This window comes from Campylobacter sp. CFSAN093246, from assembly GCF_012889415.1.
In the GTDB taxonomy this organism is placed as follows: domain Bacteria; phylum Campylobacterota; class Campylobacteria; order Campylobacterales; family Campylobacteraceae; genus Campylobacter_D; species Campylobacter_D jejuni.
Map to the genome: position 1 here is coordinate 1,592,991 of NZ_CP040613.1, position 26,697 is coordinate 1,619,687.

Annotated in this window: 30 protein-coding genes and 1 pseudogene; 17 read left to right on the plus strand and 14 right to left on the minus strand. The window is 30.3% G+C overall.

The genetic code is table 11. From position 1 onward, the window contains the following. Positions 1-2 precede the first annotated feature (2 nt). The 3 genes from FBE87_RS08225 to FBE87_RS08235 form a co-directional block, all read right to left on the minus strand. Positions 3-1,325 carry an aromatic amino acid transport family protein gene (locus tag FBE87_RS08225; protein ID WP_052822867.1) on the minus strand — a complete coding sequence of 441 codons (1,323 nt, stop codon included), beginning with the start codon at positions 1,323-1,325 and terminating at the stop codon, positions 3-5. A gap of 259 nt (positions 1,326-1,584) precedes the next feature. After that, on the minus strand, positions 1,585-2,001 hold the full coding sequence (locus tag FBE87_RS08230; protein ID WP_002860079.1) for a PepSY-like domain-containing protein: 417 nt from the start codon (positions 1,999-2,001) through the stop codon (positions 1,585-1,587). 63 nt (positions 2,002-2,064) lie between these two features. Continuing rightward, entirely contained in the window at positions 2,065-2,808 is a 744-nt protein-coding gene (locus FBE87_RS08235; RefSeq protein ID WP_002858965.1) for a DUF4261 domain-containing protein, read from the minus strand. A 157-nt stretch (positions 2,809-2,965) separates the two neighbouring features. Between FBE87_RS08235 and exbB the strand changes: the two genes are divergently transcribed. The 3 genes and pseudogenes from exbB (at position 2,966) to FBE87_RS08250 (ending at position 4,454) form a co-directional block, all read left to right on the plus strand. After that, the gene (gene exbB / locus FBE87_RS08240; protein WP_002871878.1) at positions 2,966-3,391 is read left to right on the plus strand and encodes a TonB-system energizer ExbB; all 426 of its coding nucleotides are present in this window, start codon (positions 2,966-2,968) and stop codon (positions 3,389-3,391) included. Beyond that, positions 3,384-3,773 carry a TonB system transport protein ExbD gene (gene exbD, locus FBE87_RS08245; protein WP_002851470.1) on the plus strand — a complete coding sequence of 130 codons (390 nt, stop codon included), beginning with the start codon at positions 3,384-3,386 and terminating at the stop codon, positions 3,771-3,773. Before exbB ends, exbD begins: the two co-directional genes overlap by 8 nt. After that, a pseudogene (locus FBE87_RS08250) lies at positions 3,770-4,454 on the plus strand (energy transducer TonB). Before exbD ends, FBE87_RS08250 begins: the two are co-directional and overlap by 4 nt. 12 nt (positions 4,455-4,466) lie before the next feature. Here FBE87_RS08250 and FBE87_RS08255 read toward each other — a convergent pair. Continuing rightward, positions 4,467-5,336, minus strand: coding sequence for a hypothetical protein (locus FBE87_RS08255; protein WP_002889088.1), 870 nt, complete (start codon positions 5,334-5,336; stop codon positions 4,467-4,469). A 3-nt stretch (positions 5,337-5,339) separates the two neighbouring features. Then, a complete protein-coding gene (locus FBE87_RS08260) occupies positions 5,340-5,501 on the minus strand; it encodes a hypothetical protein (RefSeq protein WP_100626250.1) in 162 nt (53 codons plus the stop codon). A 94-nt stretch (positions 5,502-5,595) separates the two neighbouring features. Between FBE87_RS08260 and FBE87_RS08265 the strand changes: the two genes are divergently transcribed. After that, a complete protein-coding gene (locus FBE87_RS08265; protein WP_002899699.1) occupies positions 5,596-6,579 on the plus strand; it encodes an MnmA/TRMU family protein in 984 nt (327 codons plus the stop codon). Positions 6,580-6,664: 85 nt separating this feature from the next. Here FBE87_RS08265 and aroC read toward each other — a convergent pair whose 3' ends face one another. Genes aroC through FBE87_RS08285 form a run of 4 tightly spaced genes read right to left on the minus strand, consistent with a single transcriptional unit; the run spans position 6,665 to position 9,827 of the window. Then, positions 6,665-7,753 carry a chorismate synthase gene (gene aroC / locus FBE87_RS08270; RefSeq protein ID WP_100626251.1) on the minus strand — a complete coding sequence of 363 codons (1,089 nt, stop codon included), beginning with the start codon at positions 7,751-7,753 and terminating at the stop codon, positions 6,665-6,667. Further along, on the minus strand, positions 7,753-8,427 hold the full coding sequence (gene rnc / locus FBE87_RS08275; RefSeq protein ID WP_002851153.1) for a ribonuclease III: 675 nt from the start codon (positions 8,425-8,427) through the stop codon (positions 7,753-7,755). Before rnc ends, aroC begins: the two co-directional genes overlap by 1 nt. Continuing rightward, entirely contained in the window at positions 8,414-8,854 is a 441-nt protein-coding gene (gene rnhA, locus FBE87_RS08280) for a ribonuclease HI (protein WP_002851277.1), read from the minus strand. Before rnhA ends, rnc begins: the two co-directional genes overlap by 14 nt. Further along, entirely contained in the window at positions 8,841-9,827 is a 987-nt protein-coding gene (locus tag FBE87_RS08285) for a CDC27 family protein (protein ID WP_002851401.1), read from the minus strand. The genes rnhA and FBE87_RS08285 overlap by 14 nt, the downstream gene beginning before the upstream one ends. A gap of 69 nt (positions 9,828-9,896) precedes the next feature. On the opposite strand from FBE87_RS08285, the gene dnaG reads away from it, so the two are divergent. The 13 genes from dnaG (at position 9,897) to FBE87_RS08350 (ending at position 21,912) form a co-directional block, all read left to right on the plus strand. Beyond that, positions 9,897-11,714, plus strand: coding sequence for a DNA primase (dnaG, locus tag FBE87_RS08290; protein ID WP_002851181.1), 1,818 nt, complete (start codon positions 9,897-9,899; stop codon positions 11,712-11,714). 81 nt (positions 11,715-11,795) lie between these two features. Then, positions 11,796-12,068: a NifU family protein gene (locus FBE87_RS08295; RefSeq protein ID WP_002858971.1), complete on the plus strand. Its 273-nt coding sequence runs from the start codon at positions 11,796-11,798 to the stop codon at positions 12,066-12,068. Beyond that, positions 12,055-12,606 carry a hypothetical protein gene (locus tag FBE87_RS08300; RefSeq protein ID WP_002851410.1) on the plus strand — a complete coding sequence of 184 codons (552 nt, stop codon included), beginning with the start codon at positions 12,055-12,057 and terminating at the stop codon, positions 12,604-12,606. The genes FBE87_RS08295 and FBE87_RS08300 overlap by 14 nt, the downstream gene beginning before the upstream one ends. Then, on the plus strand, positions 12,590-13,873 hold the full coding sequence (locus FBE87_RS08305) for a UDP-N-acetylmuramoyl-L-alanyl-D-glutamate--2,6-diaminopimelate ligase (RefSeq protein WP_002865460.1): 1,284 nt from the start codon (positions 12,590-12,592) through the stop codon (positions 13,871-13,873). Before FBE87_RS08300 ends, FBE87_RS08305 begins: the two co-directional genes overlap by 17 nt. A gap of 3 nt (positions 13,874-13,876) precedes the next feature. After that, positions 13,877-14,188, plus strand: a complete 312-nt coding sequence (locus FBE87_RS08310; RefSeq protein WP_002851172.1) for a YbaB/EbfC family nucleoid-associated protein — start codon at positions 13,877-13,879, stop codon at positions 14,186-14,188. After that, complete coding sequence (locus tag FBE87_RS08315) at positions 14,185-15,279, plus strand: PDZ domain-containing protein (protein ID WP_002868286.1); 1,095 nt, start codon at positions 14,185-14,187, stop codon at positions 15,277-15,279. Before FBE87_RS08310 ends, FBE87_RS08315 begins: the two co-directional genes overlap by 4 nt. After that, a complete protein-coding gene (locus FBE87_RS08320; protein WP_002851379.1) occupies positions 15,276-16,121 on the plus strand; it encodes a polyprenyl synthetase family protein in 846 nt (281 codons plus the stop codon). The genes FBE87_RS08315 and FBE87_RS08320 overlap by 4 nt, the downstream gene beginning before the upstream one ends. A gap of 10 nt (positions 16,122-16,131) precedes the next feature. Next, on the plus strand, positions 16,132-18,030 hold the full coding sequence (gene tkt, locus FBE87_RS08325) for a transketolase (protein ID WP_002858130.1): 1,899 nt from the start codon (positions 16,132-16,134) through the stop codon (positions 18,028-18,030). 1 nt (position 18,031) lies between these two features. Then, a complete protein-coding gene (locus FBE87_RS08330) occupies positions 18,032-19,141 on the plus strand; it encodes an MlaE family lipid ABC transporter permease subunit (protein ID WP_002868285.1) in 1,110 nt (369 codons plus the stop codon). Then, the gene (locus FBE87_RS08335) at positions 19,142-19,864 is read left to right on the plus strand and encodes an ATP-binding cassette domain-containing protein (RefSeq protein WP_100621797.1); all 723 of its coding nucleotides are present in this window, start codon (positions 19,142-19,144) and stop codon (positions 19,862-19,864) included. Between the two features lie 2 nt (positions 19,865-19,866). After that, a complete protein-coding gene (locus FBE87_RS08340) occupies positions 19,867-20,757 on the plus strand; it encodes an MlaD family protein (protein ID WP_002860094.1) in 891 nt (296 codons plus the stop codon). Beyond that, positions 20,757-21,356 (plus strand): ABC-type transport auxiliary lipoprotein family protein, encoded by a 600-nt coding sequence (locus tag FBE87_RS08345; protein WP_002867543.1) that lies wholly within the window; start codon positions 20,757-20,759, stop codon positions 21,354-21,356. Before FBE87_RS08340 ends, FBE87_RS08345 begins: the two co-directional genes overlap by 1 nt. Positions 21,357-21,411: 55 nt before the next feature. Next, positions 21,412-21,912: a flagellar FLiS export co-chaperone gene (locus FBE87_RS08350; RefSeq protein ID WP_002851413.1), complete on the plus strand. Its 501-nt coding sequence runs from the start codon at positions 21,412-21,414 to the stop codon at positions 21,910-21,912. A 370-nt stretch (positions 21,913-22,282) separates the two neighbouring features. Here FBE87_RS08350 and map read toward each other — a convergent pair whose 3' ends face one another. The 5 genes from map to nhaA (FBE87_RS08375) are packed head-to-tail and all read right to left on the minus strand — an operon-like array spanning position 22,283 to position 26,577. Further along, entirely contained in the window at positions 22,283-23,041 is a 759-nt protein-coding gene (map, locus tag FBE87_RS08355; protein ID WP_002858980.1) for a type I methionyl aminopeptidase, read from the minus strand. Positions 23,042-23,050: 9 nt separating this feature from the next. Next, positions 23,051-23,794 (minus strand): glutamate racemase, encoded by a 744-nt coding sequence (murI, locus tag FBE87_RS08360; protein ID WP_002868283.1) that lies wholly within the window; start codon positions 23,792-23,794, stop codon positions 23,051-23,053. A gap of 1 nt (position 23,795) precedes the next feature. Then, complete coding sequence (locus FBE87_RS08365; protein WP_002826385.1) at positions 23,796-24,254, minus strand: C40 family peptidase; 459 nt, start codon at positions 24,252-24,254, stop codon at positions 23,796-23,798. 8 nt (positions 24,255-24,262) lie between these two features. After that, on the minus strand, positions 24,263-25,432 hold the full coding sequence (nhaA, locus tag FBE87_RS08370; RefSeq protein ID WP_002868282.1) for a Na+/H+ antiporter NhaA: 1,170 nt from the start codon (positions 25,430-25,432) through the stop codon (positions 24,263-24,265). Beyond that, entirely contained in the window at positions 25,429-26,577 is a 1,149-nt protein-coding gene (gene nhaA / locus FBE87_RS08375; protein ID WP_002799206.1) for a Na+/H+ antiporter NhaA, read from the minus strand. Before nhaA (FBE87_RS08375) ends, nhaA (FBE87_RS08370) begins: the two co-directional genes overlap by 4 nt. Positions 26,578-26,697 lie beyond the last annotated feature (120 nt).

Here is a 26,697-nt window from a genome sequence, read left to right on the forward strand (position 1 = left end):
CCTTAAAAAGTATAAATTACAGTGATGATTGTTAAAACACCTGTAATAAAAACAAAAGCATCTAAAGCTTTATTTTGGAATTTTTTCATTTTTGAAACCGTATAAATTGCAATAATTGGCATTAAAAATAAGATTGCTGCGATAATTGGACCGCCCAAACTTTCAATAAAACCTAAAATACTAGGATTGATATAAGCAGTAATTAGCATAATAATATACATAACTAAAGTTGAATAAATAGCAATTTTTTTCAAATCAGGATTTTCACTACCTGCTAATTTGCAACATTTTCTTACTATACCATAAGCACCCTCTCTAGCACCAAAATAATGTCCAAAAAATGAACTAGAAATCGCTAAAAATGCAATCAATGGACCACCATAAGAAATAAAAGGATTGTCAAGCTTATTTGCAAAATAAGAAAGCACAGGTATATTTTGTGCTCTAGCTTCATTAAGCTCTTCAGGACTTAAAGAAAGTACGCAAGATATCACGAAAAACATAACGAAAAAGAGTAGCATTGTAGAAGTTCTAAATAAAATTTGATCAGCTTTTTCTACGGCATGTTCTTTGTATTGTCTTTTTACACTTAAAGAAAAAGTAGAAATAGCGGGCGAGTGATTAAAAGAAAACACCAAAACCGGCAAAGTCAGCCACACTATAGTAATAAATTCTTTTACCCCAGGAATAGCGCTAAAGCTTTCAAATGACCATTGCGGAATAAGATACAAAGAAAATATAAATAAAATAGCACACAAAGGATATACAAGCCATTCACACACTTTAGTAATCAATTCTTCACTAAAAAGCATGATAAGCATAAAAACACTTACCAAAATAAAAGCTAAAAGCAAACGATAAAAAGGAAATAAACTCGCTACAACTTTTTCTTTATCATCTGTGCTTACCTCATACATGGCACGAATAATATCTGCAAATACACCCTCTGAATTTAAAAGGGGTAAAAATTGATGGTAGATAAAACTTTCAAAAATATTGGTTATACCCACACAATACGCTAAACAAATTGGAAAAATTGCAAAGAAGTAAAGCACAGAAATAAAAATACTCACCCCTCTACCAAAATACTCCTCGGCAGCATGAGTAATGTCTTTATCATTACCATTTGCTTGCCTTACAAAACGGCTTAAAGCTCTATGACTTAGATAAACCATTGGAAAAATAATCACAGCCATTGCAATAACCGGCCAAAAACCACCCACACCTGCCTTAATGGGTAAAAATAATATCCCCGCACCCACAGCGGTTCCAAAAAGAGATAAAACCCATCTCGTGTCATAACGAGTCCACTTAGGAGTATTCATTATTCTTCCTTAAATTTAAGATTACATCTCTTTTATTTTAGCAAAATATTTATAAATAATTATTTTTTAAAAAAAATATTTTAAATCTTATGTAACATTTTGTAAATTTAATTTTATAAAAAAACAATCACTTGTATCAATAAAGTATTATTTTAAAACTAAATATATTTTGGGTTTTGCAATCAAAAAATAAAAATTTGGAAGACCATGCTTCCAAATTTTTGCATCAAATTTTCTAAGGGAGTTAAATTTTCAAAAATTAATCTAATTTTTGACCTAGGATATTTCCTTGCATATCTGTATAAACTTCCATATTGTTATTAAACTTAAATTTATAACCATTAATTTCTTTGTCTACTTCAAGAATTTGAGCATTTGATTGAGTTGCACTCACTTTTTTCATAACATTAGGTAAGATAGTATGTGGCAAAGCCTTATATTTTCCATCAACTTCTTTCCACTCTCCATTGATCATAAAATCAATTTCAGTTCCATCATTTAAAATCACATCATAAGAATCTATATCTTTTTTCACCAAACCAATTTGAGCGGTTTTAAAATTTTTAGAAATAAATTCTTTGGCATTATTTGGAAGTTCGCTAGCAGGAACAACCATATCTTTAGCTAAAAGCACCGTAGTACCCAACAAAGCAAGTAAAGTTAGTTTTGCTTTCATAATTTCTCCTTTTTTTCTTGGTTGGCGAAAGTTTAACTCAAAACTGTGAAGTGAATGTGAAACTTAAAAAATAATTTTCAAGCTTTCATTCTCAACACTTATACCTTGACTTTTTATAAATTTTATTTCTTTTCCATCTTCAAATTTTAAAATATCTTTATCTTTTAGATTAATATCATAAGTTAAAATATGCAAAACAATATCATAAATACAAAAGAAAAGTTCTTTTTCTTCTATGTTTAAATCACAAACTTCAAGTTCTAATTTATCAAAATTTCTAAGCCCATAAGTATAAGCATTAACTCCATTTTCACTAGGATAAACACTAACATATATCCAATTATATACCGGCAAGCGATTATCATCTAACATTTTTGCATTTTCTATATAAAAACTGGGCTCTAAAACAACTGCACCTGTATAAAAACCTAAAGCATGTTTATTTTCCAAACATAAAGCTGCAATTTTCGTAAACATTTTAGCTTGTTCTAATTTGCTTTGATCTTGACTTAGCACCGCTATAAGAAGATGAGCTTTATGTTTTTTAGTTTGCTCTAAGGCATCTTTCCACATAAAATTAAAATTTGCATAGTATTCTGCTTCGTGATTAGGTATAGGATTTTTAATCAAATTTAGAGTAACTAACATATTTTCATATGAAAAAATCACGCCCTCTTTGGTAAAATTTTCATCAGCTATTTTTATATTAAATTTATCTTCTAAAATGCTTTTTAACTCCGAAAAATTAAAATCAACTTCATCAAGAAGAACAAAAGAGGTAAAATTGTGATTTAATTCTATAGTCATGTTAAACCCTATTAAATTTTTATAAATTATAACCTAATAAAAATAAATACTATAAACAAGAATTTCTTAAAAATTATGATAATTGATATTAATTATAAATTTATTTTTTATACAGTATAATCTTTTAAAATTTATAAGTATATTTTTGGAGAAAAATATGGAATTTTTAAAAGATTACATCGATTTAATTATCTTTTTAATTCTAGGAATTATGGCATTTATAGCTTTTTGGTGTGTTGTAGAAAGAATGCTATTTTTTAGAAAAATTAACTTTAAAAATTATGAGAATCAAGAGCAATTTGATGATGCGATTAGTGAAAATTTAACCACTATATATATCATCTATTCCAATGCCCCTTATATAGGACTTTTAGGCACTGTAATAGGCATCATGGTTACATTTTACGAAATGGGCTTGGCGGGCAATATAGATGTCAAATCTATAATCGTGGGGCTTTCTTTAGCTCTTAAAGCTACAGCCTTAGGACTTTTGGTTGCTATTCCTGCTTTAATGGCTTATAATGCCTTACTTAGAAAAGTTTCCCTCTTAAGCAATGCTTATAAGGCAAATAAAAATGCTTAAACTACCAAAAAATGAAGGTTTAAATATAGTCCCATTTATAGACATTATGCTTGTTTTGCTTGCTATAGTGCTTAGTATTTCAACCTTTATTGCGCATGGAAAAATTCAAATCTCACTTCCTTCAAGTGAAAATGCTACCAATATAAGCAATAATGAAAAAAAACTTCTTATAACCATAGACGAAAAAAATACTTTTTATTTAAATGATAAATTAGCTGATTTAAATGAAGTTCAAAATGCTATTTTTTCACTTGATAAAAAAACCATAGTAGAACTAAAAAGCGATAAAAATGCTAAATTTGAAAGCTTTGTAAAAATTATAGATTTTTTAAAAGCCAAAGAACATGAAAATTTTCAGATTCTTACTGAGAAAAACAAATGAAAACTTTATTTTTAAATTATAAATACCAAGCTTCTTATATAACTTTTATAGTCTTTATACCTTTGCTTTTTGTCATTTTTTACTCAAATGACTTTTTTAAAATGGAAATTAAAAATGAAGATTCTTTTTCTTTAGCAATAAAACAATTTACCCAAACTAATCCAACAAATGAGACCAAACCAACAGAATCCATTATAGAACCTATCAAACCAAAACCTCAGCCAAAAGTTATTAAAAAAACTCCTGAAAAAATGCAAAAAAAAGATAAAAAAAACACCTCCACACCCAATACCAAATAAAACCCCAATAGCACCAACTCAAGAAGTTAAAACTTTTGCAAAAACAACTGATACAAATGTCAAACCTAAGATCACTCAATTAACACAAGGAAAAGATAATCACCCTGTATTAAAAGAAATCCAAAAAGCTATACAACAAGCACAATTTTATCCAAGGCAAGCAAAAAAAATGCGTATGCAAGGAACTGTAAAAGTAGAATTTTTATGGAAAGAAAACAAAACTTTAGCAGATTTAAAAATCATAGAAAGCTCAGGATATGATTTATTAGATAAAAGTGCTTTAGAAAGCATAAGAAAAGCTTCTTTAAATTTTCCATACTATAACGGGGATTTAAGAATTACACTACCTATTATATATGATTTTAAAACCCTAAGAGGGTAAAATTATAATTTGCTACACTCTCTTATCTACAATTTGTGCTTCTTGATTTTCAATTTTATTTTGAAAATCTTTACTTAAATTCTGACTTAATTCTTGCAAAGATTTTTGCTTCAGTTTTTCAAATTCTTCAGGATTGCTAGCCTCAAGCTTTGCCTGCTCATCAGCACTTAAAGCATTTAAACCTTTTTCTTGGGCTTTTTGAAGCAAATCTTCGTCTTCTTTTTCTTTGATATTATTTTCCTTATCATCTTTTTTATTGATTTTTTGCGGATCTATGGTTTTCATAGCACTAGCTCCACTACCTGATGCTTCTTTAATGTCGCTTAAAATTTCTCTCATGCTAGGTTCTTTAACATCACTATCATCAACTTTACCATCTTTATTTACATCTTTATCAATAAAAAAATTTAATTTTTCTTCTATATTTGCATCATCAGATATTTTTTCATCGCTTGTTTTAAAGCCTAAATTTTGCATACTTTGTTGAAGGGTATTTGTATTAAAATTTAATTTTACACTTTGTTGTTTATTATTTAAATTTGAATTTAAAGAACCAAAATTATCTTTTACACTTTCAAACCAATTTGAAACAAATTGGTTTGCTTCGCCATTAAGCCTTATACTACCATCATTTCTAGCAACATAATTCGTATAAGAACCGAAATTTTTTTGTAAACTACTATAATTTTCATCGCTTAAATTTAAAGCTATAAGTTCACCTTGCTTATTTTCAAAAACAACCTTAACACCATCGCTATTTAAACTCGAAAGATCTTGCACGGGAATTTTATCTTGATCTTCTTTTTTTAATACGCTAAGCTCTTTTTTATCAACATTATTAGTTAAAGAATGGGTTAAACTAGCAGAAGTATCGATTTTCATTATTTATCCTTTTTTACATTTTGCAAATAAGCCTAAACGACACATTTTTCTCTCATGTGAATTTTTTAAAGAATTACACTTTTTAAGTTCTTGCTCGTAGTTAACACAAGAATTTGCAAAAGCAAAAGAACTCAAAATGCTTAAAATCAAAATTATTTTTAACACTTTCCAATCCTTATTTTAAAGATTTTTTAGTTAAAATTATATCTTTTATAATCGACAAAATCTTAAAAAATTTTATATTCTCAGAAAGGAATCAATGAAAGCATTAGCTCTTTTTAGCGGTGGGCTTGATAGTATGCTTGCAATGAAACTCATCACTGCACAAGGCATAGAAGTTAAAGCTCTAAATATCAACATAGGTTTTGGAAGCACAAGTGATAAAAGCGAAATCATGAAAAAGCGTGCGGCAATGGTAGGTGCAGATTTTGAAATGATAGATGTAAGAAATTCCTATCTTCAAGAAGTGCTTTTTAATCCACAATATGGCTATGGCAAACATTTTAATCCTTGTATAGATTGTCATGCTTTTATGTTTAAAACTGCTCTTGCTATGTTAAAAGAAGAAAATGCAAGTTTTATCATCACAGGAGAAGTTTTAGGACAACGCCCTATGAGTCAAAGAAGTGATGCAATGGCAAAGGTTAAAAAACTTGCTCTTGATGAAGAAGATTTAATCTTGCGTCCTATGTGTGCAAAAAACCTACCTCTAACCAAACCTGAAAGAGAAGGTTGGGTAGATAGAGAAAAACTCGAAGGTATTATTGGAAGAAGTCGTAAAAGACAACTTGAACTTGCAGCTAAATTTGGCTTAGAAGACTTTGAAAGCCCAGGTGGAGGTTGTTTGCTAACTCTTGATAGTTTTGCTAAAAAAATTCGAGATTTCATAGAATTTGACAAAGATATGCAGGTTAATGACGCACAACTTTTAAAATATGGTCGTCATTTAAGATTACCCAATGGAGCTAAAATGATCATAGGTAGAAATGAACTTGAAAATACTCTTTTAAAAGGTTTAAAAACTCCTAAATATGAAGCAATAGAAATTGGGGATTTAATCGGAGCTTACTCTTTGGTAGATGAAAAAATTTCAGAAAAAGACTTAGAACTTGCCTTAAAAATAGCCCTTACCTATACTAAACACGAAGCAGGAAAAAGCTATGAACTTAAATTTAAAAATCAAGCTTATACAAGCATAGCTTTTGAAAATAAGGCTGATATTAATCAATTTTTTATTAGTTAAAGTATAAAGTATTTAGCAAAACAAGCGATATAGTATTTGAATCTTTTCAAAATATTGCAATCAAGCCCATGAAAATGGGCTTTTTTTATTTTAATCCATAAGCATTTTTTAAATTGTTTAAATTCGCACTCGCATTCAAAAGCAAACAATCAGCCAAAACTAAACGCACCATAGCACTAGCTACAACACTTCCTCTAACACCTACACAAGGATCATGCCTACCTTTGAGTTCAAATTCCAAATTATTGCCAAATTTATCTATACTTTCTTGCTTGGAAAAAATAGAAGGAGTAGGTTTAAAATAAGTTTTTAAAATAAGATTTTCTCCATTTGAAATTCCTCCTAAAATTCCTCCGCTATGATTGCTTAAAAACTTGCCATCTTTTAAAGCATCATTATTACACGATCCGCGCATTTTGCTTGCATTAATACCTTCGCCTATTTCAACTGCTTTAACAGCATTAATTCCCATTAAAGCATGAGCTAATTTAGAGTCTAACTTATCATAAAGAACTTCTCCAAGTCCTATAAGCATACCACTAACTTTTGTAAAAACAGCAGCGCCTACACTATCTTTTGAATTTCTAGCATTTAAAATTTCATTTTTAAAGTCACTTTCTAGTTTTGGATCAAGACAAAAAATTTCACTTTTCTTAGCAAATTCAAAATCAAATTCTTCTTCTTTCAAATTTGATACAAAAGTTCCTATTCCAAAAACACCACTTTGAACACAAATACCAAATTCACGCAAAAGCATGGCTGCAACTGCACCACCAGCCACTCTAGCAACACTTTCCCTAGCACTTGATCTACCCCCACCTCTATGATCTCTTATGGCATATTTATAAAAATAAGTAAAATCCGCATGAGCAGGACGAAATAGATCTTTTAAATTATCATAATCTTTAGAATGAGCATTTTCATTAAAAACCACTATAGCTATGGGATGACCCGTTGTATATCCTTCAAAAACCCCGCTTAAAACCTGAGCTTTATCGCTTTCTTTTCTTGGTGTTGCAAATTTACTTCCGCCTTTGCGTTTATCAAGCTCATTTTGCAAAAATTCTTCATCAAATTTAACTCCAGCAGGTATTCCATCAATAATACATCCAACAGCCACACCATGAGACTCACCAAAACTTGTAAATTTCAATCTCGTACCAAAGGTATTCACTATAAAGCTCCTAATTTCTCAAGTGCAATTTTTGCTGCCATTTGCTGTGCTTCTTTTTTGCTTCCTGCAATAGCTCTTGCAAGTTCTTTACCATCAAGCATTAAAGCAATTTCAAATTGCTTTAAATGATCAGGGCCAAAAGCACGCACTGTTTCATACTGCGGAGTTTGTCCGATTTTTCCCTGTGTAATCTCTTGTAATTTTGTTTTATAATCTTTTATAAGAATTTTTGCATCAATTTGAGGGAAATTTTTTTCTATAAGCCTTAAAGCAATAGTTTTTGCAAACTCGAACCCAGCTTCTAAATGTATAGCACCTATAATGGCTTCTAACGCATCTGAAAGTATAGAAGGCTTTTCTTTTCCTCCATTGTTTTCCTCAGCAACACTCATAAGAATAAAATCGCCCAAATTTAAACTATTTGCAATTTTTGCAAAAGACTTTTCATTCACTAAAGCTGCTCTAAGCTTAGATAAATCTCCTTCAGCATCTTTGGCGAATTTATGAAAAAGGTATTCACCTACAACTAAATCAAGCACGGCATCACCTAAGAATTCCAAGCGTTCGTTGTTGTAAGATTTTTTAAAACTTTTATGGGTTAAAGCATGTATAAGAAGATTTTTATCTTTAAATTCATAAGTTAAACTCTGCTCTAGCTTTTCAATGTTTTTCATCATTTTCCCTTGCAATTTTCAAAGCAGCTTCACGCGCCAATGTATCACACCTTTCATTTTCCAAATGTCCATTATGTGCTTTTACCCAAAAAGCCTTAATCTTATGAGATTTTGCCACTTTAATATATTCCTTCCATAAATCTATATTTTTTTTACCTTTAAAATCCTTTTTTATCCATCCTTCTAGCCATTCATTAATACTTTGAACCATTAGGTTAGAATCTGTAAAAAGCGAAATTTCACAAGGCTCTTTTAAAGCCTTCAAAGATTCAATAATTGCCATTAGCTCCATTCTATTGTTAGTGGTATTAGCCTCAGCTCCAAAACCTTCCTTTTGATACTCCTTATAACGCAAAATATAAGCCCATCCGCCAAAACCTGGATTATTAAGACATGAGCCATCTGTATAAATTTCAATGTGTTTCATTGTTTTTCACTTCATAAATAATTTTACAAGTATTAAACTCATAACAAACAGGACAGTGATAAAAAAACAAAGGCATTACATTTTTACACTCAGAACAACGATATGAAAATTCTAACCCCGCATTAAAAGAATTATCTTTTAAAATTTTTAACATTTTAAAGTTAGAATTTTTAAAAACAAACTGGTGCGTATCATCATGCTTTGAAATTTTACCCAAAGCATAAAAGAATTCTAAAAAATCTTGATTTTCTAAATTAAACGCTTCATTTTCTCTATAAAGCAAATCACAAATATCAAAAAAATTTTGCCCTAAAAACATATGATATTTTTCAAAAACTAAACGCCCCAACATAGGATTATCTTCTATTTTAAATTCTAAAAGTTTTTTCTTTTTTTCTTCATCAGTAATATTAAAAGTACAAAGTTCTAAAGCTTTGATAAAATCACGCTCTTTTTGTACATCTTCATTAAGCTCAAAAAGACATTCTAAAAGTTCTAAATTTTCTTTATAAGAACGAAGTTTTAAATAAACAATTTTTAAAAGTTTTAAGGCTTGTATATTTCTTGGACGCAGTTTTAAAGCTTGTAATAAAACTTCTTTTGCACGCTCTAAAAATCCTGCTTTAAAATAAACTTTTGCTAAAGAAAGGAAAATAAATTCTCTTTCTTGTTTATCTTTACATTTTTCAAGAGCAATCAAATAAATTTGAGTTGCTTTTTCAAATTCCCCGCTTTTAGTAAAAATTTCAGCCAAAAAACTTAAATTTCCAAAACTCAAGCTACTATTTCTTAATAACTCTTTATGAGCGTTATCCATTTCAAATTTTTTTATAAATTTTTCAAGCTTTTGTTCTTCATCTTTGTTAGCAAATATTTTCCAAATATAATTTGCAACAGCTACAACAAATACTAAAATGGTTAAAATTATAAGCCCTACTAAAGGGTCTCTGTATTCTACAAAGAAAAAATCCATAGTCTCGCTCTAAAAATTTTATGCCAAATTATAGCCAAATCTTTGTATAATTTTAACAAGGTTTGTAAAATGATAACTAAAGAAAGTATAGAAAATTTATCCCAAAGACTTAATATTGTTGATATTATAGAAAATTATATTGAAGTAAAAAAACAAGGCTCTAGTTTTGTATGTATCTGTCCTTTTCATGCAGATAAAAACCCGTCTATGCATATCAATCCTATCAAAGGTTTTTATCATTGTTTTGCCTGCAAGGCTGGTGGAGATGCTTTTAAATTTGTAATGGATTATGAAAAATTAAGTTTTGCTGATGCAGTTGAAAAAGTTGCAAGCCTTAGTAATTTTACTTTGAGTTATACAAAAGAAAAACAAGAAAATAAAAAAGAGCTAAAGTCTATACTACCAAGCTTAAATGCGTATTTTAAAGATAATCTCAAACACCACAAAGAAGTTTTAACCTATCTTTACCAGAGAGCTTTAAATGACAAAGATATAGCCAAATTCGAATTAGGTTTTGCAGGAGCAAGTGAAGATAGTATAAGATTATTGCAAAATCAAAAAATTCCTTTAGAAGATGCTATGAGTGTTGGAGCTTTAAAAAAAGATGAAAATAATGAATTTTACGCAAGTTTTATATGGCGTATCACCTTTCCAATCTACGATCATAAAGACTTATTGGTAGGGTTTGGAGGGCGCACTTTAAATCCCAATGTACCGGCAAAGTATGTAAATTCACCCCAAAATATACTTTTTGATAAAAGTAGAATTTTTTATGCTTTTAACATCGCTAAAGAAAATATAGCCAAAAAAAAAGAAATAATAGTATGTGAAGGCTACATGGATGCAATAGCTTTTCACAAAGCAGGGTTTAACAATGCTGTAGCAGTTCTTGGAACAGCATTAACCGAACATCATCTACCCTTAATCCGCCGTTATGATGCAAAAGTGATTTTATGTTTTGACAATGATGAAGCAGGATTAAAAGCTGCGACACGATCTGCATTTTTATTAAGCACAAACAAAATAGACGGTAAAGTGGCAATTTTGCAAGGCGGAAAAGATCCTGCTGAGCTCGTAGCAAAAAATGAAAGCACAAAACTCCATAATATACTCGATGAAGGAATAGAGCTTGGTGAATTTTATATCAGACGCTTAATATCCACTCATTCCATAATTTCTGCTCTTGATAAACAAAAAGCTTTAGAAACTATACAAAAATTCACCTTTAATCTTGAACCTTTAGTGGCAAATTCTTACACTAGTCTAGTTTCAAATTTATTAAAAGTGGATGAAAAATTTATTGTCTTATCACAAAATTCAAAAAAAACCATACAAACCCCTTTAATTTCTCAAAATAAATACAATTTTCCTAAAGAAAAAATTCACATTGCAGAATTAGAACTTATAGCTTTTTTAAAACAGCATCCAGATATATGTAACGATTTTAAGCAAATTAGTGATAGTGTTTGTTTTAAACATAAGATTTTATTGGATAAAATTTTAGAAAAAAAAGGTTATGAAGATAGTGATATTAGAGAATTTGAAAGTAAAAATATTCGAAAAAATTTAAACTATAGCGAATTCTTGTTAGGTATTTGCAAGGTTAATTTAGCTTTTTTAAACAATGTAAAAATTAAAAATTCTACACTCGCATTAAAAAAACAACTTTTTACGCTTATTGATAAAAATTTAAATCTTTTAATTAAAAATTTAAATACCGCAGAATTAAATAATTTTTTAAAAGAATATTTAAGCTTCTTAAAATATGAAAAAAACGAAGAAATTCTGCAACAATCATTTAGAAACTTAAATGGAATTTTTGGTAACAAAAACTTTACAGCTTATGATTTAGGATTTAGCATACAAAATAATGACGAACCTTTTTAATTTATTTAAATTTCAAGCCTTAATTTACCTTTTTTTAAACACAATCACGCTAAAGTATATAAAAATTTTTAAGGATAAATTATGATGCCTTTTAGTGATGAAGAGCTTATAAATCCTGTTAAAGCAAGTTTAGAAAAGAGCTTGCCTATGCTTGAACGTGATGGCGGAGGGCTTGAATTTTTAGGAATTAAAAATGGGATCGTTTATGTCCATTTAATAGGAGCTTGTAAAGGCTGTGCATCGAGTGGAACAACGCTAAAATACGGTCTTGAAAGGCAACTTAAGATTGATATTCATCCGGAAATCACTATAATCAATTTAAACGGCGGAGCAGACGAATTTGCAAAATTATAAAAAACTTGGAATTGAACATTTTTACAAGAAAGATTTTAAAACTGCAAAAATGTATTTTTCTATGGCTTATGAAAAACGCAAAAATAAACGCTTGCTAAATTTTATCTGCCTTTGTGATCTTGCTTTAAAATCTCCTAAAGAAGCTTCTTTACTTTTTGATTTTTATATAGAACATTACAAAATCTCTAGCATTGATAAAGACTTAGAAGAAATTTTAAGTACAATTGAATTTAAAAAACAAGAAAACAAACAGGAAAACGAATTTGAAGATGGGCATGCGTTAAATTATCAAGATTTTTTAAAAAGCGAAGAAGAACTTGGCTTTCAAAAAAGTTTTGAAAATATCATTAACAGCACTAAATTAGTTATTGATAATCGTGATGATTTTTTAGATTTTTTGGAAAAATTACTTGATAATGGCTATAAAGATATGACTTTAAATTACATAGAAAATGTTATGCCTCATTTTTGGGCAAATGATAGATTTATCAAACTCCAAGAAAAACTCATGGGATTTAAAAGTGAAATTAAAACTTGAAAATTCATTCATTACAGATAACACCTTAGAGTGTGAAAAAGAATGCTTTTTTTTGCAAACCACACAAAATGCTAAATTTCACGCTCAAGCCTTAGAAAAAGGTGCAAAAATCATTGATGTAAATGAGTGTAAAAAACTTTTAAAAATCGATGAAAAGATTCAAATCATAGGAATCACAGGAACCAATGGCAAAACCACAACCGCAGCAGCGATTTATTCTATCTTATTGGATTTAGGTTATAAGTGTGGGCTTTGTGGGACAAGAGGAGCTTTTATCAACGATGAACAAATCGATGAAAAATCCTTAACCACCTCCCCTATTCTTAAAACCTTAGAATACCTACAAATAGCCACTCAAAAAAAATGTGATTTTTTCATCATGGAAGTAAGCTCACACGCACTCGTTCAAAACCGCATCGAAGGCTTAAATTTTGCTGCTAAAATTTTTACCAATATCACTCAAGATCATTTAGATTTTCACGGTACTTTTGAAAATTATAAAGAAGCAAAAGAACTTTTTTTTACCGATGAGAGTTTAAAATTTATCAACAAAGATGCTTTGGCTATTAAATTTAATGTGCGTAATGCTTTTACTTATGGCATAGAAAATCCTGCTTTATATCAAATCAAAGCTTATTCTTTAGAAGAAGGCATTAGTACTATTGTAACAAATAAAAATCAAACTTTTCACATAGACTCGCCCTTGCTAGGACTTTTTAATCTTTACAATCTTCTAGTTGCTAGTGCTTGTGTGAATGAACTCGTAAAGCCTGATTTAAAAGACTTGGAAAAAGCTATCAGTGGATTTGGCGGGGTTTGTGGCAGGGTAGAACAAGTAGCAAAAGGTGTGATTGTAGATTTTGCTCATACGCCTGATGGCATTGAAAAAGTGCTTGACACTCTTAAAAATAAAAAACTCATCGTTGTTTTTGGAGCAGGTGGAGATAGAGATAAAACCAAACGCCCTTTAATGGGAAAAATCGTCGAACATTTTGCAAAAATTGCTATCATTACAAGTGACAATCCACGCAGCGAAGAACCAAAAACCATCATGGAAGAAATTTTATCAGGCTTTACTAAAAAAGAAAAAGTTTTAATGATAGAAGATAGAAAAGAAGCTATAAAAAAAGCTTTAGAACTAAAAGAAAATGACGATTTAGTCGTTATTTTAGGCAAAGGTGATGAAACTACTCAAGAAATTAAAGGGATAAAATATCCTTTTAGTGATAAAGTAGTTGTTAATGAAATTTTAAAAAATCAAGGATAATCAATGTTTGAAAATATGGATTTTTCTAAAATGGGAGAACTTTTAAATCAAGTTCAAGAAAAAGCAAAAAATATAGAACTAGAACTTGCAAATCGTGAATTTAGTGCCAAAAGCGGAGCAGGACTTGTTAAAGTAAGTGCCAATGGAAAGGGTGAAATTATCGATGTTAGCATTGATGATTCTTTACTTGAAGATAAAGAATCCTTGCAAATTTTACTTATTTCTGCAATTAATGATGTTTTGGCTATGGTTGCACAAAATCGTTCAAGTATGGCGAATGATGTTTTAGGCGGTTTTGGAGGTATGAAATTATGAAAAAAATTTTAATTATTTGCATGCTTTTTACTTTGTCTTTTGGTATAGAAAGACCTAAATTTGAAGATTTTTTAGCAGGTTATGAAAGAAATAAGGCAAGCATGCTCAACTATGAAGGAATGCCAGCTTTTGCACTCAGTGAAAATTTACTTGCTGTGTTAAAACAGCCTAATGCTAAGCTTAACAAATATGTAAAATACGATCCATTTTTAAATTTATATCTTGTAAGAACTGACTTTAGCCTAATCCCTACTCCTATGGGTGATGAAGAAAAACTTACTCGTAATGATTGGGTTGGAATTTGGGATCCTAATAAACCTTATATAGGGCATATTAAGTATTTAGCTCAAAATATTGATGAAAAAGATCAACTTGATTTTAATTCTAAAATAGGACTTTTAGGGACTCCATGCTGTGAAATGATGGGGATTGCTTTAAATAATAGCTCTTTTATAGGCAATCGCTATTTAAAACATTTTATGAAATATAACGATGTTTATTGGGGGGATATTGGCGTTGATTTTGTTGTTCGAGAAAATAAAATTTATGTTAACAATGTAAGAAAAAATCCACAATTTTTAATCAATGATCAAGTTATAAGTGTTGATGGCTTACCCGCCAATGATTTAAGAAAACTCAATGAAAAAATTCTTTTTGCAGATCGCGGAAGCACTCTTTATTTTCAAGTGTTGCGTGATAATATGGATTTAAATATTTCTACTGAAGTTTTTGCAAAAGATTTGAGCAAATTTAACCTTCCTGATTCTAAACCAAAACCAAAAATTACAAATTTCACAAGCAATTTTGGTTTAACGGTTAATGCTAGTCTTGTTGTAACTAAAATAGATCCAAAATCAAAAGCATCAAATGCAGGATTTATGGTAGGAGATAAAATTTTACGCGTTAATAATATTATTTTAAATAATTTTAAAGAATTACAAAATATTTTAAGTGCTGGTAATGACTTTAGCATCTTAATTGAACGCAAAAGTACTAAATTACCTTTATCAAATTTCAACAATGAACTAGGCGGAAATGCCAACTCAGGTGGCGATGGTAAATTTCAATTTTTCATAAGGCTTACTAAGTGAATTTAAAAGAACTTTTTATCCATCACTTAGAAAAAAATCTACCCAAAGTTGAAAGCTTTCATCCTTTTTTCAATGAAGCTTTAGCACTTATGTTAAAAGCAGGAGGAAAGCATTTTCGCGCACAATTGCTTTTAAGCGTAGTGCAAAGCAATAAACCTGAACTTTTAAATCAAGCTTTAGATGTAGCTTTAGCTTTGGAATTTATCCATACTTATTCACTCATACACGATGATTTACCCGCTATGGATAATGCGGACTTTAGACGAGGAATTCCAACCTTACACAAAAGCTACGATGAAACTACAGCCATCTTAGTAGGTGATGCTTTAAATACCGAAGCTTTTTTAGTTCTAAGTCATGCTCATTTAAAAGATGAAATCAAAATCAAACTCATCAAAACCCTTGCCTTTAATGCAGGACTTAATGGAATGGTCATAGGACAAGCTATTGATTGTTTTTTTGAAGACAAAAGACTGAGTTTAAATGAACTTGAGTTTTTGCATACACATAAAACCGCAAGATTGATCGCCGCAGCTTTAAAAATGGGTTGTGAAATTTGCGAACTTAACAACGAAGAAAGCAATCAAATTTACAAACTTGGTTTAAAACTAGGACTGATTTTTCAAATCAATGATGATATTATCGATGTAACTACAAGTCAAGAACAAAGCGGAAAGCCTACCAACAACGATATTCATAAAAATTCTTTTGTCAATTTGCTTGGACTTGAACAAGCCATAAAAACAAAAGAAAATCTTCTTAGTGAATGCGAACAAGACTTAGAAAAACTTAATGAAAAACTCGCACAAATGATACAAAATTTAATAATTCAATACTTATAAAGGCAAAATAATGAACATTCAAATTTTACAAGAACAGGCAAATACTCTAAGATTTTTAAGTGCTGATATGGTGCAAAAAGCAAACTCAGGACACCCAGGTGCACCTTTGGGCTTAGCAGATATTTTAAGTGTTTTAAGTTATCATTTAAAACACAATCCCAAAAATCCAACTTGGCTAAACCGAGATAGACTTGTATTTTCAGGCGGACATGCAAGTGCTTTGCTTTATAGTTTTTTACATTTAAGCGGCTATGACTTAAGCTTAGAAGATCTTAAAAATTTCCGCCAACTTCATTCTAAAACCCCTGGACACCCTGAAATTTCAACTCTTGGAGTAGAAATCGCTACAGGCCCTTTAGGACAAGGCGTTGCCAATGCTGTAGGCTTTGCTATGGCAGCAAAAAAAGCACAAAATTTGCTAGGCAGTGATTTAATCGATCATAAAATTTATTGTCTTTGCGGAGATGGGGATTTACAAGAAGGCATTTCTTATGAAGCTTGTTCTTTAGCAGGACTTCACAAACTTGATAACTTCATACTTATTTATGATAGCAACAATATCTCTATAGAAGGCGATGTAGGTTTAGCCTTTAACGAAAATGTAAAAATGCGTTTTGAAGCACAAGGATTTGAAGTTTTAAGTATAAATGGACACGATTATGAAGAAATCAATAAAGCCTTAGAACAAGCTAAAAAATCCACAAAACCTTGTCTTATCATCGCAAAAACAACTATAGCAAAGGGTGCAGGAGAGCTTGAAGGCAGTCATAAAAGCCATGGCGCACCTTTGGGTGAAGAAGTGATTAAAAAAGCCAAAGAACAAGCAGGCTTTGATCCAAATATCAGTTTTCATATCCCACAAGCAAGCAAAATCCGCTTTGAAAGTGCTGTAGAACTTGGGGATTTAGAAGAAGCAAAATGGAAAGATAAGCTTGAAAAAAGTGCTAAAAAAGAACTTTTAGAAAGGCTATTAAATCCTGATTTTAACAAGATAGCTTATCCTGATTTTAAAGGAAAAGATCTTGCTACAAGAGATAGTAATGGTGAAATTTTAAATGTTTTAGCTAAAAATTTAGAAGGATTTTTAGGTGGAAGTGCAGACTTAGGCCCTTCGAATAAAACAGAACTTCACAGTATGGGAGACTTTGTAGAAGGTAAAAATATCCATTTTGGTATCAGAGAACACGCTATGGCAGCGATTAACAATGCTTTTGCAAGATATGGAATTTTCTTACCATTTTCGGCAACTTTTTTCATCTTTAGCGAGTACTTAAAACCTGCCGCAAGAATAGCAGCTCTAATGAAAATCAAACATTTTTTCATTTTCACACACGATAGCATAGGCGTGGGCGAAGATGGACCAACACACCAACCTATAGAACAACTTAGCACTTTTAGAGCTATGCCAAATTTTTTAACCTTTAGACCTGCTGATGGGGTGGAAAATGTCAAAGCTTGGCAAATAGCCCTAAATGCTGATATTCCGAGTGCTTTTGTGCTTTCACGCCAAAAACTCAAAGCTCTAAATGAACCTGTTTTTGGAGATGTAAAAAACGGAGCGTATTTACTCAAAGAAAGCAAAGAGGCTAAATTTACACTTCTAGCAAGTGGAAGTGAAGTTTGGCTTTGTCTAGAAAGTGCAAACGAACTTGAAAAACAAGGTTTTGCTTGTAATGTTGTTTCCATGCCTTGTTTTGAACTTTTTGAAAAACAAGATAAAGCTTATCAAGAAAGATTGTTAAAAGGTGAAGTTATAGGTGTTGAAGCAGCACATTCTAATGAACTTTATAAATTTTGCCATAAAGTATATGGCATAGAAAGTTTTGGAGAAAGTGGTAAAGACAAAGATGTGTTTGAACGCTTTGGATTTAGCGTTTCAAAGCTTGTAAATTTTATCCTTAGCAAATAAAATGAATACAAATTTCAAATTTCAAAATAATACTCTTTTTATCTTTGGAATTTGGGATAAAACAAGTATTTATAAGTTAAAAATAAAAGATTTTTTAGCTTTGATCCAAAGCAAGGAAGTGATTTTTGATTTTAAAGATCTAAAAGCAATCGATACCGCTGGAGTGAGATTTTTCCTTGCTTTGGAAAATGACCTTAAAAATAAAAATATTAAAATCACCAAAGAAGGCTTAAATTCACGCTTTCAAACCCTTTTTGAACTTTGTGAAAAAAACTACCAAAGACTAGGCAAAACAAAAAAATCACATAAAAATTTCAGTGAATACTTTATCGATCTTGGAAAATTAAGTTTAGAACTTTTAAAAATTTTAAGAAAATTCATCAATTTCACAGGAGCTTTTTTCACAAGTCTTTTTTTATGCCTTAAAAATCCTAAAAATTTTCGCTTTATTGCTTTTTTATATCATATAGAAAATTCTGCTTTTAAAGCCTTACCTATAGTTATTTTAACTGCTCTTTTAGTAGGAGTGGTTTTAGCCTATCAGGCTGCTTATCAACTCGCACAATTTGGAGCCAATATTTTCATAGTGGATTTGATGGGAATTTCAGCCACTAGAGAACTTGCACCTTTAATCGCTGCCATAGTGATCGCAGGAAGAAGTGCAAGTTCTTATACCGCACAAATTGGAGTGATGAAAATTACTGATGAAATTGCAGCTATGAATACTATGGGTTTTCGTTCTTTTGAATTTATTATTATTCCACGTGTCATGGCTTTGATAGTGGCTATGCCTTTAATCGTTGCCATTAGTGATGCAATCAGTATTATAGGTGGAATGATGGTTGCAAAATTAAATCTTGATATTTCTTTTGCCGAATTTTTAAGACGTTTTAGAGAGGCTGTAGATATAAAACATATCTTTATAGGACTTGCAAAAGCACCTATTTTTGGATTTTTAATAGGACTTATTGCTTGTTTTCGTGGTTTTGAGGTAAAAAACACTACACAAAGCATAGGAATTTATACAACAAAAAGCGTTGTAAATGCTATTTTTTGGGTGATAGCTTTTGATGCTTTATTCTCTGTTGTTTTAACTTCTGCAGGAATTTAAATGGTTATTAAAGCGCAAAATATCATTACAAAATTTGGAGAAAAAATTGTCCATGATGGCGTAAGTTTTGAAATCAAAAAAAACGAAATTTTTGGTATTTTAGGAGGTAGTGGAAGTGGAAAATCCGTCCTTTTAAAACAAATGCTTATGCTTGAACATTTTGATGGTGGAGAATATGAAATTTTAGGCTATAAACTTAAAAATATCAACGAAAAAGATGCACTTGCTTTGCGTAAAAAATGGGGTGTGGTTTTTCAGTTTGCTGCACTTTTTAGCTTTTTTAATGTTTATGAAAATATCGCCATTCCTTTAAAAGAATACACTCATTTAGATGAAAATAGCATACAAGAACTGGTTTTAATGAAGCTAAAAATGGTAGGCTTAAACGAAAGTGTTTTAAAACAATTTCCAAGCGAACTTAGTGGCGGTATGCAAAAAAGAGTGGCAATTGCTAGAGCTTTAGCACTTGATAGTAAATTGCTTTTTTTAGATGAACCTACTTCAGGACTTGACCCTCATAGTAGTCGTGAATTTGACGATTTGGTTTTAGAGTTAAAAAAAAGTTTTGATCTAAATATCATTTTGGTTACACATGATAAAGAAAGTATGAAAAATTTACTCGATCGCTTTATCATTTTAGAAAATAAAAAAGTTGGATTTTACGGCACTTATGAAGAATTACGCTTGCAAAATGAACGACTTTTTAAAAGATTTATGGAGTAAAAGTGGAAAATAGAGCAAATTATTTTTTTGTAGGACTTTTTGTTTTTGGAGTATTTTTTGCAAGCCTTGGTTTCATACTTTGGCTTGGTGGATACTCTAAAGAAGAAAGTTTTAAGTATTATGAAATTCACACACAAGAATCCGTTGCAGGACTTGGCGTAAAAGCACCCGTAAGGCTTTTGGGCGTGGAAGTAGGTAGTGTAGAAGAAATTGGCATTTATAATCAAGATGAACTCGGCGTTAACATACGCATTAAGGTTAAAAATAACACCCCTATAAAAGAAGATACTTTTGCTACTTTGCAACTTCAAGGTATTACAGGACTTAAATTTGTCCAACTTCAAGGCGGAAGTAAAAATAGCAAAGATCTAGTATCTATCCACGGAAAACTTCCGGTCATTCCTTTTAAAGAAAGTTTTTTAGCGACCATAGACAGACAAAGTGAACATATTTTTTCTTTGGTTAAAACGGCCGATGATAAATCAAAAGAACTTTTAAGCGAAAAAAATCTTAAAAATCTAGAAATCCTTTTGCAAAATCTAGCAGAACTAAGTGCAAATTTAAACGCTAATTCTAAAAATTTAAGCCTTAATCTTTCAAACGCAAGTTTAAAAATAGGAAAAATGGCTGATAATATAAGCCTTAGTGCGCAAAATTTCAACTCCAGTCTTAAAGACATAAAAGAAAGCACAATGATTTTAAAAAATTTCATAAAAAAAGCTGATGAAAAATTAAACACTTATGATGATATTAAAGCATCTTTGATTCAAAATTTAGAGCTTTTTAAACGAGTTTTAATTGAAAGCAATATTCTAATAGAAAATTTACAAAACAGCCCTGCTGATTTGATTTTTAAAGAAACCAAACCTAAACTAGGACCAGGAGAAAAATAATGCTAAAGCAATTATTCTATATTTTGACTTTTATTTTTATATTATGCGGATGCTCTTTAAGACACGAAACCATCAACAAAAATGAAAATATCATATTAAAAGATGAAGGAATAGACTCAAATATTTTTTTTAAAAAAACTGGTAAAATTCTTAAAATTCGCAATGCAAATGCACCTTTGTATTTAAACTCGCGGGCTATTATTTATATAGATAATGGTTTTAGCAACAAATACGCACATTATTTCTGGGGAGATTTACCAAGCAATCTTTATTCTTTTTTAATTTTGTCAAAATTTGAACAAAGCAATATTTTTACAACCTTGCTTTCTTCAACAAGCTCTTTAAGTGCGGATTATGCTCTTGAAAGCAGGATTAACTCTTTTGAGCAAATTCTTAATAACAATGAAAACTACGCTCAAATTTCTGTAAGTGTAAATTTCATAAATCTTGAAAACAATCAAATAATAGCTCATAAAATTTTCAATACTAAAGAAAAAATAGAAAAAAAAGATATCCGCTCTACCTATAATGCTTTTCAAAAAGCCTTGAATAAAATTGGCAATGAGATTGTTTTTTGGGTAAATTCTAACTTATCCTAATTTAGGAACACTTTTTGCTTTTTAAATATTTAGCAATATTTTTGAAAGGTAAACAATGAAAAGTGATTTAGATATATTTAAAAAACACTTAGGTGAAATTCAGGGCGTGAATGAATTTAAAGCAAATCAAATTTGCTCTCAAATCAATGATGCAAATGATTTTATAGGAGCACTTCAAGTGCTTGATATGTCTTTAAAAAAAATAGAAAAAAGCATTCTAGAAAGAATAGATGAAAATTCAGATGATATGCAAAAAAGAACTCTTGATGCCACAGCGTCACAACTTATACAAAACTGCTCTTTCATGGGAACAGCTCTTTTTGGAAATATTTTCAATGTTTATGTTGGTAAAAAACTTTTTGAATTTGAAATTGCTAATCCACTTTTAATTCTTCAAACAAGTAATTACGAAGGTGTATTGGCCTATATACAAGATAAAAGAGATGAAATAAAAATCATTCTATCAGAATTATCAACTGCAATTACCATGGGCGAAACTATGGATAATGCTGGAATTTATAACTCTACAATGGATTTTAAAAATTTATTTAAATAAGAATAGTAATCGTTTGTTCTCTTTAAGCAAATATAATATATTTTAGCTTAAAGAGATTTTCCAAACTCTAAAAGAGAGTCAGGCTACGAATAAAAAGGGGGAGGGAAATAGCCTAACCCAAACGAGATCTTAAAAGATCTCTTTAAACTAAAATAAATATTTAGATAATTTAACAATTTTTATTAAATTATCTAAACCATATTTATGTTTTAGTTTAATACGATGTGACATTTTATTCTAAAAACACTTAATCTGCTATAAAAATATCATTTAGTAACTTAAATTATTAAAGAATATTACTACAATATTATTTAAAAAATTTTAAATTTTTAGAATTTTAAGAAAAAAATATTATTTTTATAATTTAATATCATATCATAGAAAGAATTTCAGCACGCCCATTAATCACGGCAACACAATGTTCATAATGAGCCGCATTAAGCCCATCAATACTTCCAGCATCCCATTTTCCATTATAATGCTTTGGTGTTCCATCTTTTTGGCATATCATAGGCTCTATGCAAAACACCATTCCATTTTTAATTTTAGGGCCACTTTTTGCACTCGCACCTTTTTCTAAATAGTTTAAAATTTCAGGCTCTCCATGGGGCTTTCGTCCTATACCATGCCCGCAATATCCACGAAGCGGGACAAAACCTCTTGCATGGATAAATTCGCCTAAAGCAGCTGAAAGTTCCTTAAAACGCATTCCATCACGAATAATATCTATAGCATGATATAACGCGTCTTTAGCACAAGAGATTAAAGCTTTATCAGCGGGTGAAACTTCTCCTATAGCAATAGTTCTTGCTGCATCCCCATAATACCCATCAATCAAACTTCCCACATCAAGACCTAAAATATCACCCTCTTTGATAATTTTATCATCTGGAATTCCATGGATACAAACTTGATTTAAAGATGTGCAAATGGCACCTGGAAAACCATAAAGTCCCTTAAATGATGGCTTGGCGCCAAGGCTTAAAATATAATCTTCTGCCATTTTATCGATTTGTTTTAAGCTCATTCCTATTTTAATTTCATTCTCTAAAAAATTTAAAGTTTTTGCTACAATTTGATTTGCTATTCTTAATTTTTCTATTTCATCTGGTTTTTTCAATTCTATCATTTTATTTCCTTATAAATTTAGCCAAATTTTAGCAGTATTTTTTAAAGATTCAACATCGCTTGAAGCATAAAAATGTAATTTTGCTTTATGATTTTTCAAATCTATATTTTCTCTTTCTTTAAGAAATTCAACTATAGCATCTCCTGAATGAATTAATTTTGTTTTATCACCAAAATACTTACTTAAAGAACGACCTAGTAAAGGGAAATGAGTGCAAGCGAGTATCAAAGCATCTGGAGTTGTGATATTTTTAAAATAATACTCCATAGCACTTTGCAAAAAATCTCCTTCAAAAATACCTTCTTCAACCATAGGCACAAAAAGCCCTGTAGCTAAAGCATTTATATTTGTATATCCTTGGGATAATAAACGCTTTTGGTATTCTTCTGATTTAATGGTTGCTTTTGTTGCAATGACTAAAATTTCTTTATTTTTATCATGCAAAGCTTTTATCGTTGCTTCAACCCCTGCATCAATTACACCATATACTGGAAAATGTGCTTTTGTCCTTAAAGCATCTAAAGTATAAGCACTAGCAGTATTACATGCAATGATAAGCATATCAATTTGAAATTGTTCAAAAAATTCCAATGCTTCAAGACAGAACTTTATAATAGTATCTTTATCTTTTACTCCATAAGGAACTCTTGCGGTATCTCCATAATAGATAATTTCATCAAAAAGTCTAGCTTCATAAAGAGATTTTAAAACGCTAAGCCCCCCTACTCCGCTATCAAATACACCTATTTTCACTTTAATACCTTCTTGCTCCTATATAACGAGCCTTCCAATAAGAACTATTTAGCTCGACTTCTTTTACTCCACCTTTAGTAGATAAATGTATAAATTTTCCCTTGCTCATATAAATACCAACATGCATACCATTTGGCCCTCTACCTGTCTTAAAAAATACCAAATCTCCTGTTTGCAATTTTGATTTAGAAACTTTTCTTCCAGAACCTAATTGAGTTTTTGTAGTGCGAGGTATGCGTATATTAAGCTGAGCTAATGCGCTCTGTGTAAATCCTGAACAATCAGCACCTTTTTTACTAGTTCCACCTAAAACATAAGGGGTTTTTTTCCATTCATTTGCAATAACCTTGAGCCTTGCTTCTTTATTTGTGTTGTAACTAGGACGATAGTTTAGATTCTGATAAAAACTACATCCACTTATAAAAAATATAATCGTAATAATAAAAAAAATATGCCTCATCAATCCCCTTAAGATCGAGTAGTAAAGAATTTAAGATAAATAAAACCCCAAATCCCAGAACAAAATGAGGCTATAAGAATAGCTAAGTTATCTGCATAATTAAAAATATCACTAACTTCATACGCCAATCCATCAATAAACAAACTCATTGTAAAACCAATTCCTGTAAGTATGCAAACCCCATAAAGTTGTTTCAAATTTGAACCTTGGGGCAAAGCTGCAAATTTAAAGCGGATTGCCAAATAAGAAAATAAAAATACACCCACTTGTTTACCCACAAAAAGCCCTAAGAAAATACCTATACTTACACCTGAAAAAATTGCTCCTATATCGATATTGGATAAATTTACTCCAGCGTTAGCAAAAGCAAATAAAGGTAAAATAATAAAAGCAATCCAAAATTTTAAGCTTTCATAAATTTCTTCTAAAAATGCTTCCCCATTTTTAGTTTGCATCGGTATAAAAAATGCTGTTACAATTCCAGCTAAAGTTGCATGTACTCCACTTTTTAAAACACTAATCCAAAGAATAACTGAGCAAATAAAATAAAAAGACTTTCTTGTTATCCCTAAAAGATTTAAAATAAGCATTACCAAAATAGCAAGTCCTGCAACGACAAAAGCAACTATTGATAATTTTGTCGTATAAAAAATAGCTATAATTAAAATAGCACCCACATCATCAAAAATAGCCAAAGAAAGTAAGAAAATTTTTAAACTTGATGGAATGTGCTTGCCACACATCATTAAAATCGCTAAGGCAAACGCTGTATCTGTGGCTGTAGGTATAGCCCAACCTTTTAAAGTATAAGCATCTCCTATATTTACCAAAGCAAACAACATCGCAGGTATAAGTATACCGCCTAAAGCAGCCATAAAAGGTAAAACAATATTTTTAGGATTTTTAAAATCCCCGTGCAAAAATTCCTTCTTAAGCTCAAGCCCTATAGCAAAGAAAAATATAGATATAAGCCCATCATTTATCCAAAGTAAAAAAGGCTTATTAAGCTCAAATTCACCTACACTAAATCCGACTTTTAAATTTAGAAATTCTCGATAATGTTCGCTAAAAGATCCATTTTGCACAAGCAAAGCAAGCAAAGTACAAACTATAAGTAAAACGCCGCCAAAAGCCTCATTTAAAACTAAAGTTTTTAATTTATGTACTATATTATTCATTTAACAATCTTAAGATAAATAAAACCAACAATGGCACTTAAAAAACTAGCTACTAAAATAGCAAGTTTATCCGCATATTCAAAAATATCACTATTTTTATAAGCCAAACCATCAATAAACAAGCTCATCGTAAAACCGATGCCTGTTAAAATACATATACCATAAAATTTTCCATATTTAATATTTTCAGGTAATTTTGCAAGTTTAAGTTTGATAGCAATAAAACAAAAAGTGAAAACACCTAATTGTTTTCCTAAAAATAGTCCTAAAATAATCCCAAGACTTACAGGAGAAAATACTGAACCAAGATGCATATCTCTAATATCAATTCCAGCATTGGCAAAAGCAAATAAAGGTAAAATAAAATAAACTACCCAAGGATTTAAATCCTTAAGAACTTCATGTAAATAAGGTTTTTTATTTTTTGTATCAAGAGGTATAAACAAAGAAATGATCACACCAGCCAAAGTTGCATGCACTCCACTTTTAAGCATAGCTATCCACAACACAACACCTACCAACACGTACAAAGAAAGATGGGTGATGTGATAATAATTTAACAAAAGCAGAGCAAATATACAAAACAAACAAATAATAATTGCTAAAGCTGAAAGCTGATCTGTATAAAACAAAGCAATAATAACAATAGCACCCAAATCATCAAAAATAGCTAAAGAGAGTAAAAAAAGTTTTAAACTTGTAGGAATTTTATTTCCCAAAAGCATTAAAATACCCACTGCAAAAGCTATATCAGTTGCTGTAGGTATTGCCCAACCTTTCATAGCAAAATCATGAGAATAATTAATAGCAATAAAAATTAAAGCCGGAGTAATCATACCCCCTAAAGCTCCAAATATAGGTAAAGATACAGCTCTTATATTTTTAAGTTGCCCACGTAAAATTTCATATTTTAACTCAAGCCCTATACATAGAAAAAATATAGCTATCAAACCATCATTTATCCATAAATCCAACGATTTTGAAATTTGAAAATGATCAAATCCTACTGTAAAATTAGCATGAAAAAAATCTGTATAAATAACACTTAAAGAAGAATTTTTACATAATAAAGCTAAAAATGTAAAAAATATAAGCAAAATACCAGGGAAAGTTTCACTTAAAACCATCTTCTTTATCATTTGCATCCTTGCTCCTAAGTAAATATTTGTAAAAATTTAATACGATAAATAAAATGGTAAAATTATAACGAAAAAATACTAAAGAAATAATTATTTAAAAAAACAAGCCCAAGATACCAAAAAGTT

Coding starts and splice junctions, on each gene's coding strand:
- FBE87_RS08225 (WP_052822867.1), bottom strand. CDS start 1,325: ATGAATACTCCTAAGTGGACTCGTTATGACACGAGATGGGTTTTATCT.
- FBE87_RS08230 (WP_002860079.1), bottom strand. CDS start 2,001: ATGAAAGCAAAACTAACTTTACTTGCTTTGTTGGGTACTACGGTGCTT.
- FBE87_RS08235 (WP_002858965.1), bottom strand. CDS start 2,808: ATGACTATAGAATTAAATCACAATTTTACCTCTTTTGTTCTTCTTGAT.
- exbB (WP_002871878.1), top strand. CDS start 2,966: ATGGAATTTTTAAAAGATTACATCGATTTAATTATCTTTTTAATTCTA.
- exbD (WP_002851470.1), top strand. CDS start 3,384: ATGCTTAAACTACCAAAAAATGAAGGTTTAAATATAGTCCCATTTATA.
- FBE87_RS08255 (WP_002889088.1), bottom strand. CDS start 5,336: ATGAAAATCGATACTTCTGCTAGTTTAACCCATTCTTTAACTAATAAT.
- FBE87_RS08265 (WP_002899699.1), top strand. CDS start 5,596: ATGAAAGCATTAGCTCTTTTTAGCGGTGGGCTTGATAGTATGCTTGCA.
- rnc (WP_002851153.1), bottom strand. CDS start 8,427: ATGAAAAACATTGAAAAGCTAGAGCAGAGTTTAACTTATGAATTTAAA.
- rnhA (WP_002851277.1), bottom strand. CDS start 8,854: ATGAAACACATTGAAATTTATACAGATGGCTCATGTCTTAATAATCCA.
- FBE87_RS08285 (WP_002851401.1), bottom strand. CDS start 9,827: ATGGATTTTTTCTTTGTAGAATACAGAGACCCTTTAGTAGGGCTTATA.
- dnaG (WP_002851181.1), top strand. CDS start 9,897: ATGATAACTAAAGAAAGTATAGAAAATTTATCCCAAAGACTTAATATT.
- FBE87_RS08295 (WP_002858971.1), top strand. CDS start 11,796: ATGATGCCTTTTAGTGATGAAGAGCTTATAAATCCTGTTAAAGCAAGT.
- FBE87_RS08310 (WP_002851172.1), top strand. CDS start 13,877: ATGTTTGAAAATATGGATTTTTCTAAAATGGGAGAACTTTTAAATCAA.
- FBE87_RS08315 (WP_002868286.1), top strand. CDS start 14,185: ATGAAAAAAATTTTAATTATTTGCATGCTTTTTACTTTGTCTTTTGGT.
- tkt (WP_002858130.1), top strand. CDS start 16,132: ATGAACATTCAAATTTTACAAGAACAGGCAAATACTCTAAGATTTTTA.
- FBE87_RS08330 (WP_002868285.1), top strand. CDS start 18,032: ATGAATACAAATTTCAAATTTCAAAATAATACTCTTTTTATCTTTGGA.
- FBE87_RS08335 (WP_100621797.1), top strand. CDS start 19,142: ATGGTTATTAAAGCGCAAAATATCATTACAAAATTTGGAGAAAAAATT.
- FBE87_RS08345 (WP_002867543.1), top strand. CDS start 20,757: ATGCTAAAGCAATTATTCTATATTTTGACTTTTATTTTTATATTATGC.
- FBE87_RS08350 (WP_002851413.1), top strand. CDS start 21,412: ATGAAAAGTGATTTAGATATATTTAAAAAACACTTAGGTGAAATTCAG.
- map (WP_002858980.1), bottom strand. CDS start 23,041: ATGATAGAATTGAAAAAACCAGATGAAATAGAAAAATTAAGAATAGCA.
- FBE87_RS08365 (WP_002826385.1), bottom strand. CDS start 24,254: ATGAGGCATATTTTTTTTATTATTACGATTATATTTTTTATAAGTGGA.
- nhaA (WP_002868282.1), bottom strand. CDS start 25,432: ATGAATAATATAGTACATAAATTAAAAACTTTAGTTTTAAATGAGGCT.
- nhaA (WP_002799206.1), bottom strand. CDS start 26,577: ATGCAAATGATAAAGAAGATGGTTTTAAGTGAAACTTTCCCTGGTATT.